This is a genomic window from Motiliproteus sp. SC1-56 (assembly GCF_017309075.1).
Taxonomy (GTDB): Bacteria; Pseudomonadota; Gammaproteobacteria; order Pseudomonadales; family Balneatricaceae; genus Motiliproteus.
This window is the reverse complement of the sequence record NZ_JAEMGS010000005.1, coordinates 200,894-215,787: the sequence shown is the minus strand read 5'-3', so window position 1 is coordinate 215,787 and position 14,894 is coordinate 200,894. Positions and strand designations below refer to the sequence as shown.

Genomic DNA, 14,894 nt, shown 5'->3' with positions numbered 1-14,894 from the left:
CATCTATGGAACGCTCCCCCCAGGACCACTCCACCCTGGATCTTTTTGCCCAAGACCTTTCCAAGCAACAGAAGACCAACCTCAACAAGCTGCAGAAACGGCTGCGGCGGGAGGTGGGACGGGCCATCGAGGATTTCAGCCTGATTGAACCCGGGGACAAGGTGATGGTCTGCCTCTCCGGGGGCAAGGACTCCTACGCCATGCTGGATATCCTGATGAACCTGCAGGCCAGCGCCCCGGTGCCCTTTGAACTGGTGGCGGTGAACCTGGACCAGAAGCAGCCCGGTTTTCCTGAGCACGTGCTGCCCGAGTACCTGTCCAAGGTGGGGGTGCCTTTCCATATCGTCGAGCGGGACACCTACTCGGTGGTCAAGGAGGTGATCCCCGAGGGCAAGACCACCTGCGGGCTCTGTTCGCGCATGCGTCGCGGCACTCTCTACCGGTTCGCTCAGGAGATCGGTGCCACCAAGATCGCCCTGGGGCACCACCGGGATGACATCCTGGAGACCTTCTTTCTCAACATGTTCTACGGCGGCAAGCTCAAGGCGATGCCGCCCAAGCTCAGGAGTGACGACGGCCAGAATGTGGTGATCCGCCCCCTGGCCTACTGCCGGGAGAAGGATATCGCCCGCTATGCCGAACTGCGTGAATTTCCGATTATTCCCTGTAACCTCTGTGGCTCCCAGGAGAACCTGCAGCGGCAGGTGATCAAGGAGATGCTGCAGAGCTGGGACAAGCAGTTCCCGGGCCGCATCGAGGTGATGTTCCGTAGCCTGCGGCACGTTGTGCCCTCCCACCTGGTGGACGGTGAGCTGTTCGATTTCAAACGCTTGCAGCAGGGCGGGGCGGAAGCGTCGTCCCCGGAGCGGCTCGATATCCTGTCGCTCTGACCCGGTCGAGAGGCTAGAATGGCCGCAGTCGAATTTTCCAGGAGCGGTGTGATGGTGCGACTTATCAGCCTCGGTTTGCTGGCAGGGATTTTATTCGGGTGCCAGACCCAGGCGACACGGGAGGCCCCCGTGGCGCCGCCGGCGCCGGACCCGGCCCTGCCCGGGATTGAATCCGCCCTCGAAGAGAGCCAGGCCCGCCTCGATGCCCTCGATGAGCGCTTCGTGCTGCTGCAGGAGCAGCTGCTGCAGGCTAACCGGCAGCTGGACACCCTTGCCCAGCGCAGCCAGCAGCAGCTGGTCGCCTTGCAGCGGGTGCAGATGCTGCAGGCCTCAGCCGCCAAGGCCGAGGCGGAGAACGCGGCATCAGGGGACTCCAGCGCCCTGGACCAGCTGACGGAACTGGTATTTCGCCTCGAGCAGTTATCAGCGAACGAAGACGGAGGGCAGGCCGCTCAGCTCCCTCTCGGCGACGCGCTGGGCTTTGAGATCGTTTCCGCCGTGACCCATCAGGGCCAGTGGGTGATTCTCAAGTACGACGAGATCACCGGGCTCACCTGGAACGCGCTGGACGGCGGCTGGGTGGAGGTGGGAGAACCCGAGCCCCTGGAAAACTCCCGCTACCAGGTGCTGCTGCGCCCTTCGCGAACCGATGTGAAGCACTACGTGGCGGCGCGCTTGGACCGCAAGACAGGTCAGACCTGGTGGCTGAAAAATAACCGTTGGGAACCCTTTCCTTGATTGATTACGCCGCCGCTCCCTCGTTGGAAGAACGGGAGGAGAGTCATCACTGGCAGGATCTGCGCGACATTTTCGATCGGCTCTTTTATTCAAGCCACAACACCCGCCTGGTCTGTGGCAGCGAGGAGCCGGTCTACCTGCCGGCGGACGCCGAATGTGCCCACCATCGGGTTATTTTTGCCCGTGGCTACTTCGCCAGTGCCCTGCATGAAATCAGTCATTGGTGTATCGCAGGACCGCAGCGGCGTAAGTGCGAGGACTATGGCTACTGGTACCGGCCGGATGGCCGCAGCCCGCAGGAGCAAACCCAGTTTGAGCAGGTAGAGGCGCGCCCCCAGGGCTTGGAGTGGATCTTCGCCCGGGCCTGCGGCTTTCCCTTTCGGGTCAGCGTCGATAACCTGAACGGCTCAGCCGGTGACAGTGGCCCTTTTAAGGAACGGGTGCTGGCCGAGGCCCGCCGCCTGCTGGAAGCGGGGCTGGCGCCCCGCGCCCAGTGTCTGACAGTCGCTCTGGCCGATTTCTACGGCCAGCCTTTCCCCCGGGCCAAGGATTTTCGTCGCGATCAGCTGGACCTTTGATCCGCTGCAACTTCAGTGTTTCTCGTGGCCGCGATGGTCGCCGTGGTCATCGTGCGCCTTAGATCGCTTGGAGTGATCAGCGTGTTGTCCAGGGTGTAAAGCCCCTTTCAACGTTTCTTCCATCGCCAGTACCGGCACGGTCAGGCGCTGATGGCTGCCGTCGGAAAAGCTCAGCTTCATCTGCAGGGTTTCGCCAGCCTGAAGGCGCCGTTTCAGCCCCATCAGCATGACATGGTAGCCCCCGGGCTGAAGCACCACCTGACCGCCGGCAGGGATCTCCAGCCCCCCGCTCATGCGCCGCATCTGCATTACGCCCCCGGCTTCCGTGTGTTGGTGAATTTCAGCCCGGTGTGCCACCGGTGAGCGAATTTCAAGCAGGGTGACGGATTCTTGCGCCCTGTTGTTCAGCACCATGAAGGCCGCCCCGGCGGAACTTCCGGGCGGTGTTTCCCGGGCGTAGGCCCGCTCGATGCTGAACTCCGCGCCGGCCGGGGCGGTGAACGGCAGCAGGCAGAGGAGGGCAAGAGAACAGGACAGAAGGCGTTTGGACATGGCGAAGCTCGTTAGTGGTGGTTTTCGTCAATGACGTCGGTCGTCAGAGAAGGGCGCGCAGGGCGGCGGCCAGCTCTGCCGGAGGGGTATCGTGGTGCAGCAAAGCGCGCACCTTGCCTGTGCCGTCCAGCAGGTAGAGGCGGGTGCTGTGATCCACCGCGTACTCCAGCGCCGAATCCGGCAGGGGAACCTGGCGATAGAAGGCGCCGTAGGCCTTCACCATAGCATCCAGCTGGGCCGGGGTGCCGGTCACGCCGAGCAGGCGGGGGTGAAAGTAGGCGGCGTACTCGGCCAGTCGTTCGGGAGTGTCCCGCTGGGGGTCCACGCTGACGAACAGGGGCTGGATGTGAGCCTGCTCGTTGCTGCTGAGCTGGTCAAGCCCGGCCGCCAGGTTGGCCAGGCCTGTCGGACAGACGTCCGGGCAACTGGTGTAACCGAAGCTGATTATCACCGCCAGGTCTCTGAAGTCTGAAAGCGAAACCGGCCCGTTGGCGGAGGTGAGGGTAAAGTCACCGCCCAGGGACGCTTCTTGCAGCGGGGCATCGGACGGCGGGCCGGAAAATAGCAGGCGCTGCGCAGAATAGCCCGCTGCGATTAAAACGAGGGCGCCGGCGAGGACCAGAACAGCGATCGAAAGCCGCTTCATCTTCGTCAAGTGTCCTCAGCTGCCTCGAATTCAAACCAGGTGCCGGTGGTCTGCTCACCACGGGTCAGCAGCACTCGGGCGCGCCAGCGCATGCTGCCGCTGGTGCAGGCCGGCAAGCGCCCTTCACCCCGGTAACTGCCGTCAGCGTGGCGTTGAAGAGTATAGCGGTTGAGTCCCATGAACATCTCAACCCCCTGAAAATCCACCGCGACCTGATCCGCTTCCAGGCCACGGGTTTCGATCTTTAGCGGCAGCGGGGCCTGGGCGCTGATCGGCGATGCAACGATGCTGAGGCGAATCCAGAGGTCGCCCTGCCGGGCTTCGCAGGGGCCCTGCTGCAGGTCGCAGGGGGGCGCTGGAAACAGCGAGGGCTCGCCCTGGCCTGCGTTGAGCCAGCTTCGGCCCAGTGCGCCAAGGACTAGCAAGGCAAGGGCTAGGCCGCCAACCAGCAGCGCTTTGGGTGGTAGAAAAGGCGCCATCTCAGTCGATCAGTGCGTGGTCGGTGCGGAACGGGTGGGCGGGGTAGGTGCCGAGCAGGCGAATATCCCGGGCGAAAAATTCCAGTTCCTGCAGCGCCAGTTGCATGGAGCGTTGCTCCGGGTGCGCTTCCACATCCAGGTGGAAGGTGCTCTCCTTGAGGGTGCCGCCGGCCATGTAGCTCTCCAGCTTTACCAGGTTGACCCCGTTGGTGGCAAAACCGCCCAGGGCTTTGTAGAGCCCCGCGGGAATATTGCGCACCTGGAACATCATGGAGCTGATAAACCGCTGCGAGGGGTCAAAGGCCGGCATGGAGCTGGTGCGTGAGAGGATCAAAAAGCGGGTGGTGTTGCCATCCACGTCCTGGAACTGCTCCTCAAGAATGTCGAGCCCGTAGAGTTCGGCGGCCAGGCGCGAGGCGATCGCGCCGTGGCTGGGGTCGCCCAGTTGCGAGACCTCAAGCGCTGCCCCGGCGGTATCCAGTTTGGCCACCGAGCGCAGCCCCAGGGTCTTGATGTGTTCATCGCACTGGGCCAGCGCCTGGGGGTGGGAGCCCACGGTCTGGAGTTGCTCGGTGCGCGTCCCCGCGACGCCGAGCAGGCAGTGATTCACCGGTTCGAAGTGCTCGCCGATGATGTGCAGCCGGGTCTTGGGCATCTGCCGGTAGATCTCCTCCACCCGTCCGGCGGTGGAGTTTTCCAGCGGAATCATCGCCAGCCGCGCCTGGCCCTGCTCCACCTTGAGCATGGCTTCGACGAATGAGCCACAGGCCTGGGCTTCCATATCGGGGTAGACATGGCGGCACGCCAGGTGGGAGTAGGCGCCTTCGTGGCCCTGGTAGGCGATGATATTTTCGTACATGACAGCCCTGCTGACTCCTGTAGCTGGAAAAGGGCCAATCTTACCCCGTCCGCCCGCGGCTTGCAGCAGCCTGGAGCTTGCTTTAACGTAAGCGCCCGCTTCGTAACTGTACTTTTCCATGACGCCGCAACGCATCGCCAAGTTTCATCAGGTGTTGGCGCGCCGCCAGCCCGACCTGACCCTGATCGCCGACCAGGTCAACAAGCCGCAGAACCTTTCCGCGCTGATCCGTACCGCGGACGCTGTTGGCATGCCCGAGGTCCACGCCGTCGTGCCGGCGGAGGGCTACCGGGACTACCGGGGGACCGCCCGCGGCAGCGGCAGCTGGGTGGACGTTAATTCGCACCCGGACTTTGTCAGTGCAGCGGCGCGGGTGCGGGCGCAGGGGATGCGCATCTACGCGGCCCACTTCTCCGGCCGGGCGCGGGATTTTCGCGAGCTGGACTATACCGGCCCCACCGCCATTCTAATGGGTGCCGAAATGCGGGGGGTGAGCGATGAAGGTGCGGCAATGGCCGATGCCCATATCCTGGTGCCGATGGTGGGCATGGTCGGCTCCCTCAATGTGTCGGTGGCGGCGGGTATCATTCTTGCCGAGGTGCAGCGTCAGCGCCAGCAGGCGGGGCTTTATGAGCACTGTCGGCTGGAGGCGTCGCGTTATCAAGATACGCTCTTTCGCTGGTGTCACCCGGGGCTGGCGGATTATTGCCACCGCCACCACCTGGATTACCCCCCTATGGATGAGACTGGCCAGCTGGTCGCGCCGGCGCAATGGCACCAGTCGGTCAGGGAAGGGCGGGCGCCGAGGCGCTGCTTCAAGCGCCCTGTTACGATGGGTGATTAACTGTTTTCATGGGTTTTTAAGGACTCGAGTATGAACCGACCAAGGCTTTTTTCTGCGGGCAGGCTGGCCGCGCTGCTGTTGATCATCAGCGGCTTGGCCCGGGGAGAGGCGGGGCATGAAACCCCGACCCTGGACTGGATGCCCGAGGGGATCGACTGGGAGAAGGCCGAAACCGTCTCCATGTTGCTTGAAGACCACGTTTTCACTCCGGAAGAGGTGGTCCTGAAGGTCAACCGGCCTTACAAGCTGGTGCTGACCAATGTCAGCGACCGGGCCACCCACGACCTGGTGGACCTCGAGTTTTTTCATTCCGTGGTATTCAAGCAGATCACCATCGGCGGCGTGGTGGTGAACACCCCCCATGTTCACTCCCTTGAACTCAAGCCCAACAGCAGCGCCAGCCTTTACCTGGTGCCGATAAAGTCAGCGGAGTACGAGATCTACTGCAGCGTACCCGGTCACCGGGATGAGGGCATGGAAGGGTATATCCTGATTGAGAATTAGCCCTTCATTGACCTGAAGCAGAAAACTGCCTGCGGATCATATTCAAAGCCCGGGGTGGGGAGAATAGAATAGGACGGCTTCTTCTCGGCCGCGCTCCCCTTCCACCTTTCAGGGACGAATGAATGAACCCGCTTCTGCTGCTGTCCACCGTGCTGACTTTGCTGCTCCATGGCTGTGCCGTCTCCGAGCGCGGCCCGGTACCAATCAAGGTGGACCCCCGGGCGAAGGCGCGGCTTGACCGGGAAGCGAGTATGCAGGCAGCGTGGATCGGAAAGAGTATCTTCGAAGTGGAGGCCTCGCTGGGCGAGCCGGAAATGATCCTGCAGATACCGGGCACCGGGACCTCGTCAGTCATGGTCTACGGCGTACTGGATACCGGTTCTTACTGCATCGACGCCTTTCGCGTGGCGCACGGTGCATCGCCGACGGTCACCAACTATTTCTGTCGCTAAACGCCGGCGAACGTGACCGCGTAAGCGGGTCGCGCCAACCTCCGCCGCACTCGGTGCGGACAAAATCAGGGTCTGCTTGACGCGCTTTATGGACGAGCTGCTAAAATACCTACAGATCGTGTGAGATCTGCCGGCAGGGGTGCGTTGTGTCTGGGTTGTCTCCCCAATTTATCAACCGCCGCACGTCAAGGAATGACCATGCCGCGTTTAGCCGTTTTGCTGATGCTCGTGATCCCGCTGGCGGCCTGTGAGACCCCACAGGTCAAGCCCCACGGTTATCACTACCACTCAATCAACTTCCTCACCCAGGCCCGTCAGGCCCGGGAAAAGGCGATGCAGGAGCACTGGATCGGCAAGCCGGTCCGCGAGGTCAAGCAGAGTCTCGGGGAGCCGCGGGTTACCATGTCGATCCCGGGCACCTTCGGCTCCTCGGTGCTGATGTACGGCGTGATCGACCAGCATACCCAGTGCATCGATGCCTTCCGTTACCTTGAAGGCGATGAACCCCGGGTGACCAACTACTTCTGTCGTTGATCGTCCCGGGATCCCGGGCCTCAGGATTTCAGCGCGCGCTTCTTGGGTTTGCGCCGCGGGGCTTCGTCGTACTCGCCGCCCGCGCCCTTGTCCCGCTTCAGCTTTGTCGGCTTGCCGCAGATGCGCACCCCTTGCAGGTGCTTCAGCAGTTCGGGCGGCATCCCCTCGGGCAGGTCCACGGTGCTGAAGTTCTGATGCAGCTTGATGCGCCCGATGTAGCGGCTGTCCAGGTCCGCCTCGTTGGCGATGGCGCCCACGATATGCTTGACCTGGACCCCGTCGCTACGCCCCACCTCAAGACGGTACGATTCCCAAGGCACATCCGAGTCGCTGCCGTTGTCCTTGCGCTCCTTCTTTGACGGTTTTTTCGGTTTCTCTGGCGCTGCCGCTTCCGGCGGCAGTTGCAGGGGTTTGTCCTGCTGGGCTAGGTAGAGCAGGGCGGCGGCTAGATCCTGGGGCTCGAGTTTCAGTTCTTCGGCCAGCTGGTGGCTGAGATCCCGGTAGAACTGCAGGGACTCGCCGCCGAAAACCTCTACCACGCGATCGCGAAAGCTGGCGATACGCTTCTGGGTGACCTGATCCCGGCTCGGTAGCGGCATTGGATTGATCGGCTGCCGAGTGGCTTTTTCGATCGCTTTCAGCAGGCGCCGTTCCCGGTGGGCGTAAAAGAGAATTGCCCGTCCCTGGCGGCCAGCGCGTCCGGTACGACCGATCCGGTGCACATAGGCTTCGGTGTCGTAGGGAATATCGTAATTGATCACCAGGCTGATCCGGTCCACGTCCAGGCCACGGGCGGCCACGTCGGTGGCCACCAGGATGTCCAACTGCCCCCCCTTGAGGCGGCTCACGGTACGCTCCCGTTGCGCCTGGTTCATATCGCCGTTGAGGGCGGCGGCGGCATAGCCCCTGGCCTCGAGCTTTTCCGCCAGTTCTGTGGTGGCGGTCTTGGTACGGGCGAAGAGGATGACGCCGTCGTAGTCCTCGGTCTCCAGCATGCGGGTGAGGGCATCGAGTTTGTTCACCCCTTCCACCTTCCAGCACAGCTGCTCGATATTCGCCACCGTCGAGGTCTTGGCGGCGATGCGGATCTCCTCGGGGTTGTTCATGTACTGCGTGGTGATGCGACGGATCTGTTCCGGCATGGTGGCGGAAAAGAGGGCGGTCTGGCGGCCTTCCGGTGTCTGCGCCATGATCGATTCGACGTCGTCGATAAAGCCCATGCGCAGCATTTCGTCGGCTTCATCCAGCACCAGTGCCTGCAAGCGATCGAGCTTGAGGCGGTCCCGTCCCAGGTGATCAATCACCCGCCCGGGGGTGCCGACCACCACCTGCGGGCCGCGGCTCAGCTGGCGCAACTGCACCTGGTAGCTCTGGCCGCCGTAGATTGGCAGGACGTGAAAGCCCGGCAGGTGGCGGGCGTAGGCCTGAAACGCCTCGGCAACCTGGATGGCCAGCTCGCGGGTGGGTGTCAGCACCAGTACCTGCGGCTGATTCAAGCTCAGGTCAACCCGCTGCAGCAGGGGAAGGGCGAAGGCGGCTGTTTTACCGGTGCCCGTCTGGGCCATGCCGAGCACATCGGCGCCGGCGAGGAGGCGGGGAATACAGGCGGCCTGGACCGGGGAGGGGGTCTCGTAGCCAAGTTCGGACAGGGATTGGAGCAGTTGCGGGCACAGCTGCAGCTCGCCAAAGGTGGCGCTGGGATCGGACATGTAAGAAAACCTGGAGGGAGGGAGAAAAGGGGACGGAGTATAGCGTAGATCGGCGGCAAAAGCCCGAATAATTTGTCTTTTTCTGTTGTCAGGCCGGGGCTTTTCCCGAGGGTGTTTTTCGGTTCAGGGGGCGCAGCACTGTTTGAATTTGCGTCCCGAGCCGCAGGGACAGGGACTGTTGCGCCCGGGCTGGGTGCGGGCGGGGACGCTCTCCACGTCGCCGTCGAGATAGAACCAGCGGCCATTCTCGCGGCGAAAGCGCGAGCGTTCGCGCAAGCCGCCAAGCTGTCCTTCTTCAAAAAAATCAGCCTGAAAGTGGACCTCACCTTCGTCGTCCGTGGCGCTACCGCCGCGGCGACGATCAATATGCAGGCCCAGCCAGGTGGTGGCGGCCGTCTGCTCGCGCAGCACCTCGGCTGTCAGATCGCCACGGGTATCCGGATGGGTGGTCTCCACTAGGTAGTCGGTGCGCTCCAGGACGAAGGCGGTGTAGCGCGATCGCATCAGGGCTTCGGCGGTGTCGGCGGGGCGCGCCCCTTCGATGGCCGGCTCACAGCACTGGGCGTAGGCTTTTCCGCTGCCACAGGGGCAGGGTAGCTCAGTGGTCTGTTGGTCATGCAACATACGGATTCTCCAACGATTTACGACCGATTATAGCCGCAGTCCCGGTCCTTGCAGGGGGCGTGATTTCTATGCGCCCGAGCGTTGTTTTATCATGGGCGCTGATTTTACGCTCAGGAGTGCGTTCAATGGCGGCGACCCCCACCTTCTATTGGCACGATTACGAAACGTTCGGCGCCGACCCCGCACGGGATCGCCCGGTCCAGTTTGCCGGCCTGCGGACGGACATGGCGTTGAACCCGGTCGGCGAGCCGCTGGTGATCTTCTGCCGACCCAGCGATGATTTTCTGCCGCAGCCCGAGGCGTGCCTGGTGACCGGCATCACCCCCCAGCAGGCCCTGCGCGAGGGTGTCTGCGAAGCTGAGTTTGCCGCTCGCATTCACGCTGAGCTGGCGCAGCCGGGTACCTGCGGGGTGGGTTACAACAGTATCCGTTTCGACGATGAAGTCACCCGCCACTGTTTCTACCGCAATTTTATCGACCCCTACGGGCGGGAGTGGCAGAACGGCAACAGCCGCTGGGACCTGATCGATGTGATGCGCTTGGCGCGGGCGTTGCGCCCGGAAGGTCTCACCTGGCCCAGTCATGCCGACGGCACGCCCAGTTTGCGCCTGGAGGACCTGACCGCCGCCAACGGTATCGAGCACAGTGACGCTCACGACGCACTCTCCGACGTTAAAGCGACCATTGCCCTGGCGCGCCTGCTGCGCGAACGGCAGCCCAAGCTTTACGACTACTGCCTGCGGCTGCGGGACAAGCGCCAGGTGGCCAAAATGCTGGATGTGTCCAGCTACAAACCGGTGCTGCATGTCTCCTCCCGTTACCCCGCCGAGTACGGGAATACGGCGGTGGTCGCCCCCCTGGCCAGCCATCCGGTCAATCGCAACGGGGTGATTGTCTACGACCTGCGCTACGACCCTGCCCCGTTGTTGGAACTCTCCCCCGAGGAGATACGGGCTCGCCTGTATACCCGGCGAGAGGAGCTGCCGGCGGGGGTGGAGCGGATCCCCTTGAAGGTGATCCACCTCAACCGCAGCCCGGTGGTCGCCCCCGCCGCCATGCTGTCCGGCGACGAGGCCGAGCGGCTGAAGATATCCGGGGCCCAGTGCCGGGCCCACCTGGCCCAGTTGCGCCAGGCCCAGGGGCTGGCCGACAAACTGCGGTTGGTGTTTTCAGAAAGCGGCTTTGAGCCGGCCAGTGATCCCGACCTGATGCTTTACGGGGGCGGCTTTTTCGGGCCGGCTGACCGGGCGGCGATGGACGCGGTGAGGCAGGCGCCCCCTGAACAGCTTGCCCACCTGGAACCGGCGTTTCAGGACGGGCGTCTCGAAGAGATGTTTTTCCGCTACCGGGCGCGTAACTATCCGAGCCTGCTAGCCGGGGAAGAGCATGAGCGCTGGGAGGCTTTCCGCCGGCAGCGGCTGATGTCCGGCGAGGCGGGCCTGGGGTTCGAGCAGTTTTACCAGCGCCTCAATGCGTTGGGCAGCGCTGATGACGTCACCCCGCAACGACTCGAGATTCTGCAGGAGCTTGCCGCTTACGCCGAGTCGATTTACCCTGCCTGAACCCCGGCCATGAATTCTTGATATGCGTATTCGCAAGCCCCTTAGCCTGTTGCTTCTGGCATCGTTCGGCGTCCTGGGCCAGGCCCAGGCCCAGGAGCGCGCGCCTTCCTACTTGGCGGTGCCGGCCGACGGGGTCAGCAGCGTCGGCAATGACGGACGCACCCTTTACCGGGGCAGGGGAAGTCAGGCGCTGGACTCCGAGGGTATGGTGGAAGTCTATCCCGATGGCTTCAGCCCGAAGTACGCGACCGACCCGGCGACGGTGATCCCGGCTCAGGCTTCAGCCGGTCCGGATCCGGTGGTGGTGGAGGTGGACCGGATCGGCAGGCCCGGCACCGATCCCGACGGGCGGGTACTTCGCCGTATGCCCTCGGCGCCGGGAGAGCCCACGCAGGACCTCTACTCTGAAGATATGGTGGAGGTACAGGCCGATGGTTTCAGTCCCGAGTACGGGGTCGACGCGGCGACGGTGATTCCTGCAGGGGCCGCCTCGGGACCGGAGCCGGTGGTGATTGAAGTGGACCGGGTCAGCCAGCCTGACGCCCACCCCGAATCGCGCATTTTTCGCCAGGTCAGCGGGATGCCACCCCCGCCCGGCATGACCCCGCAGGTCCCGGCGCAGGAGCGGATCTACCGGTCCCAAGGCCCCGGGCAATAACCGCCTGGCATGTCAGCTGCTGCCCGGCGTGGGCTCCTGCTGGGCGCTCAGGCCGCCCGCCAGGCTCTGCCCGGTGGAGCGCACCAAGAGGCGCCGAGTCAGGTTATCGTAGGTCTCAAGGAGCGCGTCCTTGTCGGTGCTGCTAATGGCCTCGGCCAGCCGTTCGCGGCTGTCAAATTCGGTATAGCCGCGGTCGATCTCCTGCCAGTAGCGGTTGGTACGCTCGCTCAGCTTCTGTTCTTTCTGCAGTAATTCGACCAACAGGCTCTGGCGGAACTGTTCCATTTCCTCCGCATCCAGGGCCGCGATGAGCTCACGCCCCCGGTCATCCAGAAAAGTCTCAATCGCCTGCTGCAGCTGCTGGCCGGTGGCGCGGGGGGACTGGATCACCATCGCGATGCCGGGGTGCTCAAGAATCGGCATGGCCGAGGCGAACACCACGTAACCCAGCTGTTGCTCGGTGCGCAGCTGGGTATAGAAGGGAGAGGCGATGACCTTGGCCAGCAGCCCGTAGCGGGCGCGGGTCTGCAGGTTCTTATTGGGACCCTGCAGGTAGAAGGCGATGGCGGAATCGTTGTGCTCCAGCTCAAGGTTGTGAATCTGCTCGCCTGCGGCCAGCTGTCGTACCTGACCTTCGGCCACCGCCAGAGGCTCAACCCCGGCCAGGAGCACTTGCTCCAGCGGCTCGGAGAGGGCCAGGGCCTGGCGGCGCAGCAGGTTGCCATGGGCCAGGGCCTCGGCCTCGCCTTTGCTGTACAGGGCCGCGATGTGGTCCTTGAGGGCCGCGGCGTCGATGTCAGCCAGCGCCGCCAGCTTCTGCTCAAGGGACCACTGGGGGCTGAGCAGCCGCAGGTAAACCTCCTCGATCGCCTGGTTATAGGGCTTGTCCTTGCGACTGTTTTCGAGGCTTCGTTGCAGGTCCGCCTTGAGAATGGCCAGGCGCTCCGGGTCCACTGCTAGGTCGCGCAGGGTGCCGACGATACGTTCAAGCAGCAGTGACTGCTTGTCGCTGAACCCGGAAATACGCACGCTGAAGCCGCGAATATGGGGATAAACCTGGACCCTGAATCCCGCCAGCTGAGCAGGGTAGAGGAAGCTGTTGAGGCGGTCTTTTACCAGCCGAGTATAGAGGTCGGTCAGCAGGTGATGGCGCGGACTGTTATTGGCGACGGGGGAGCGCAGGGTAAAGTAGAAATCGGCGCGGGGGGTTTGAAACTCGCTGTCCTGCTGGAACCAGAGCCGATAACCCGGCTGCTCGCGAAGGATCACCGGTTTGGCACTTGCCTGGCCGGTCTTGATACTGAAGTCCTCGGGCAGGAAGGGGTTGGGCGCGGGCAGTGCCAGGTCGCTTTCGCTCTGGTCGCCTGCCCAGGCTTCAAGGCGTTCCGGGGAAACGGCCTTGAGTGAGTACGGCGTGTCGTACCAGGGGGCACGCCGGTCCGTGTCCAGGTTCTGGGCCGTGACCGTGAGCAGCAGGTTATCGGGGCGCAGGAGGTCCAGGTACTGGTGTAACAGGCCCGGGTCAAAGTGTTCGTACAGGTAGTCCCCGTGCAGCACCTGCGCCCGGGGGTAGCGCTTGAGGTTCGCCGACAGCTGCATCACGTAGTAAAGCTCACGGCTGATCTCCCGAAAGCGAAAGGCGGTCTCGTTGATCTGCCGCTCCTCCTCGAAGATCCTCGCCTTGATCCCTTCCTTCTTGATCAGGCGCAGGTAGTCGAAGACCAGTGAAACCACCTGCTCACGGCGCCCAAAGCCGGCTTCGGTAAGGTCGATGGAGATCGAGAAGGTGGCGTAGTCGGGGTAGCTGAGCCCGGGTCCGGCGCTCAGACCGTTAGCCCAGCCCCGGTTCTTGAGTTCGGCAAGCAGGCTCCCCTGGCCCTCGTGGCCAACCAGTGAGCCCAGGTAATGCAGGGGCTTGCTGCGGTAGTGATCCCAGGATGGCGGCACCGGAAAGCTCAGGCTCAGCTGGTGAATGTCCCGCAGGCTCTCTATCTGTAACTCGGCGGGCAGGGCGCCGGGCGTGAACAGCGGTGCCGGCGCTTGGGACTCGGGTAGGGGACGGCTGGGCACCGCGGCGAAGGTCTTCTCTACCAGCCCGCGCAGCGTCTCCACCGGTTCGCGTCCCAGCACCACCACCGCCATGTTGTCGGCGGAGTAGTGTTGCTGGTAAAAGTCGATGAGCACCTGGCGCAGCGGCCGGTCGGGGCGATCGGTCAGGGTCTCGAGGTTACCGACGGAGAACTTGGCCAGGGGGTGGTCGGGGTTCAGGGCTGCGCGAAAGGCGGCGTAGCCCCTTAGGCTGTCTTCCTTTAGCTTGGACTGGTACTCGGAGTGCACCGCGTGACGCTCCCGGTCGACGTACTCGGGGGTAAACAGCGGGGCGATAAAAAACTGGGCGAAGCGGTCCAGGGTCGGTTGCAAATAAGCCTGGTCAACATCGAAGAAGTAGTTGGTGCGGTCGTGGGCGGTAAAGGCGTTGTGGTTACCGCCGTGGCGGCTGATGTGGTCCTGGTAGGCACCGGCTTCCGGGTATTTCTCGGTGCCCAGAAACAGCATGTGCTCCAGGAAGTGGGCCAGCCCGGGATACGTCTCTGGGTCGTCACCGCTGCCCACGCCCACGTCCAGGCTGACCGCCGCCTTGTCCGCCTCGGGGTTGGAGATCACCATCGCCTTGAGACCGTTGTCCAGCACGAAGGCTTCGTAAACCCGGGGGTCATTGGGGCTCTGGACAATGGTTTGGGCTGTCGACAGGGCGCTCAGCAGCAGGGCCAGGATCAACAGGGTCAGTCGTGACGCGTGGACGGTCATAGAAGCCTTCCTCAATGAAGCGGTTCAGCGGTATCCGGGTATGGTTAGACCCGGTAGCGGCGCGAGGTTCCTTAATGGTGTACTGGAACGACCGCACGCGCCAGGGTAACCGCCTGATCCAGGTGGTCTTTTGCCGGGTCCATTTCCGCGATCTGGCGCAGGGCACCCAGCGCCGTGGCCAGTTGCGTCTCCTGTTGCTTGTACAGTTCCCCCACGGCGCGGTCGATGGCGGCGTAGACCTCCTTGATCTGCTCGCTGCGGTCGGCCGCCGGGTTGATGTTGTTGAGGACTTTAAGGCAGGCCTGGGCTACCTGCATGTAGCGTTGGTCGAGGGTCTCGGACATGATTGGCTCCCGGTTTGGAAAAGGAGGGGCGATGATACTGCAGGGGGCGGGGCCCACCAAGGGTGTGGCGGTGGCTTTTACCGGCGCTGCTGGCTAGAATCGCCTGCACTATT

Annotated in this window: 17 protein-coding genes; 9 read left to right on the top strand and 8 right to left on the bottom strand. The window is 63.4% G+C overall.

The features are described from left to right. Window positions 1-5 precede the first annotated feature (5 nt). From ttcA to JGZ97_RS07575, 3 genes are read left to right on the top strand one after another with little or no spacing between them, the layout of a single operon-like run. Window positions 6-890 carry a tRNA 2-thiocytidine(32) synthetase TtcA gene (ttcA, locus tag JGZ97_RS07585; protein ID WP_207062010.1) on the top strand — a complete coding sequence of 295 codons (885 nt, stop codon included), beginning with the start codon at window positions 6-8 and terminating at the stop codon, window positions 888-890. 51 nt (window positions 891-941) lie between these two features. Beyond that, window positions 942-1,628: a hypothetical protein gene (locus JGZ97_RS07580; protein ID WP_207062009.1), complete on the top strand. Its 687-nt coding sequence runs from the start codon at window positions 942-944 to the stop codon at window positions 1,626-1,628. Next, window positions 1,625-2,206, top strand: a complete 582-nt coding sequence (locus tag JGZ97_RS07575; RefSeq protein WP_242521592.1) for an elongation factor P hydroxylase — start codon at window positions 1,625-1,627, stop codon at window positions 2,204-2,206. The genes JGZ97_RS07580 and JGZ97_RS07575 overlap by 4 nt, the downstream gene beginning before the upstream one ends. Window positions 2,207-2,218: 12 nt before the next feature. On the opposite strand, the gene JGZ97_RS07570 is transcribed toward JGZ97_RS07575, so the two are convergent. From JGZ97_RS07570 to JGZ97_RS07555, 4 genes are read right to left on the bottom strand one after another with little or no spacing between them, the layout of a single operon-like run. Continuing rightward, window positions 2,219-2,758, bottom strand: coding sequence for a copper chaperone PCu(A)C (locus JGZ97_RS07570; protein ID WP_207062008.1), 540 nt, complete (start codon window positions 2,756-2,758; stop codon window positions 2,219-2,221). A 43-nt stretch (window positions 2,759-2,801) separates the two neighbouring features. Next, the gene (locus JGZ97_RS07565; protein WP_207062007.1) at window positions 2,802-3,404 is read right to left on the bottom strand and encodes an SCO family protein; all 603 of its coding nucleotides are present in this window, start codon (window positions 3,402-3,404) and stop codon (window positions 2,802-2,804) included. Between the two features lie 5 nt (window positions 3,405-3,409). Then, a complete protein-coding gene (locus JGZ97_RS07560; protein ID WP_207062006.1) occupies window positions 3,410-3,883 on the bottom strand; it encodes a hypothetical protein in 474 nt (157 codons plus the stop codon). A gap of 1 nt (window position 3,884) precedes the next feature. Beyond that, a complete protein-coding gene (locus JGZ97_RS07555) occupies window positions 3,885-4,742 on the bottom strand; it encodes a prephenate dehydratase (protein WP_207062005.1) in 858 nt (285 codons plus the stop codon). A gap of 118 nt (window positions 4,743-4,860) precedes the next feature. On the opposite strand from JGZ97_RS07555, the gene trmH reads away from it, so the two are divergent. The 4 genes from trmH to JGZ97_RS07535 all read left to right on the top strand — a co-directional run bounded on the left by trmH (window position 4,861) and on the right by JGZ97_RS07535 (window position 7,076). After that, window positions 4,861-5,586: a tRNA (guanosine(18)-2'-O)-methyltransferase TrmH gene (trmH, locus tag JGZ97_RS07550; RefSeq protein ID WP_207062004.1), complete on the top strand. Its 726-nt coding sequence runs from the start codon at window positions 4,861-4,863 to the stop codon at window positions 5,584-5,586. 30 nt (window positions 5,587-5,616) lie between these two features. After that, window positions 5,617-6,090 (top strand): hypothetical protein, encoded by a 474-nt coding sequence (locus JGZ97_RS07545; RefSeq protein WP_207062003.1) that lies wholly within the window; start codon window positions 5,617-5,619, stop codon window positions 6,088-6,090. Window positions 6,091-6,212: 122 nt separating this feature from the next. Then, window positions 6,213-6,542, top strand: a complete 330-nt coding sequence (locus JGZ97_RS07540; protein WP_207062002.1) for a hypothetical protein — start codon at window positions 6,213-6,215, stop codon at window positions 6,540-6,542. A gap of 198 nt (window positions 6,543-6,740) precedes the next feature. Beyond that, complete coding sequence (locus JGZ97_RS07535) at window positions 6,741-7,076, top strand: hypothetical protein (protein ID WP_207062001.1); 336 nt, start codon at window positions 6,741-6,743, stop codon at window positions 7,074-7,076. A gap of 20 nt (window positions 7,077-7,096) precedes the next feature. On the opposite strand, the gene JGZ97_RS07530 is transcribed toward JGZ97_RS07535, so the two are convergent. Next, the gene (locus JGZ97_RS07530; RefSeq protein ID WP_207062000.1) at window positions 7,097-8,785 is read right to left on the bottom strand and encodes a DEAD/DEAH box helicase; all 1,689 of its coding nucleotides are present in this window, start codon (window positions 8,783-8,785) and stop codon (window positions 7,097-7,099) included. Window positions 8,786-8,908: 123 nt separating this feature from the next. Further along, a complete protein-coding gene (locus tag JGZ97_RS07525) occupies window positions 8,909-9,409 on the bottom strand; it encodes a YchJ family protein (RefSeq protein ID WP_207061999.1) in 501 nt (166 codons plus the stop codon). 125 nt (window positions 9,410-9,534) lie between these two features. On the opposite strand from JGZ97_RS07525, the gene sbcB reads away from it, so the two are divergent. Both sbcB and JGZ97_RS07515 read left to right on the top strand, forming a co-directional pair. Then, on the top strand, window positions 9,535-10,971 hold the full coding sequence (gene sbcB / locus JGZ97_RS07520) for an exodeoxyribonuclease I (protein WP_207061998.1): 1,437 nt from the start codon (window positions 9,535-9,537) through the stop codon (window positions 10,969-10,971). A gap of 22 nt (window positions 10,972-10,993) precedes the next feature. Then, window positions 10,994-11,629 (top strand): hypothetical protein, encoded by a 636-nt coding sequence (locus JGZ97_RS07515; protein WP_207061997.1) that lies wholly within the window; start codon window positions 10,994-10,996, stop codon window positions 11,627-11,629. Window positions 11,630-11,641: 12 nt separating this feature from the next. Here JGZ97_RS07515 and JGZ97_RS07510 read toward each other — a convergent pair whose 3' ends face one another. Beyond that, window positions 11,642-14,437, bottom strand: coding sequence for an insulinase family protein (locus JGZ97_RS07510; RefSeq protein WP_207061996.1), 2,796 nt, complete (start codon window positions 14,435-14,437; stop codon window positions 11,642-11,644). A 71-nt stretch (window positions 14,438-14,508) separates the two neighbouring features. Next, complete coding sequence (locus tag JGZ97_RS07505; protein WP_207061995.1) at window positions 14,509-14,781, bottom strand: hypothetical protein; 273 nt, start codon at window positions 14,779-14,781, stop codon at window positions 14,509-14,511. Window positions 14,782-14,894 lie beyond the last annotated feature (113 nt).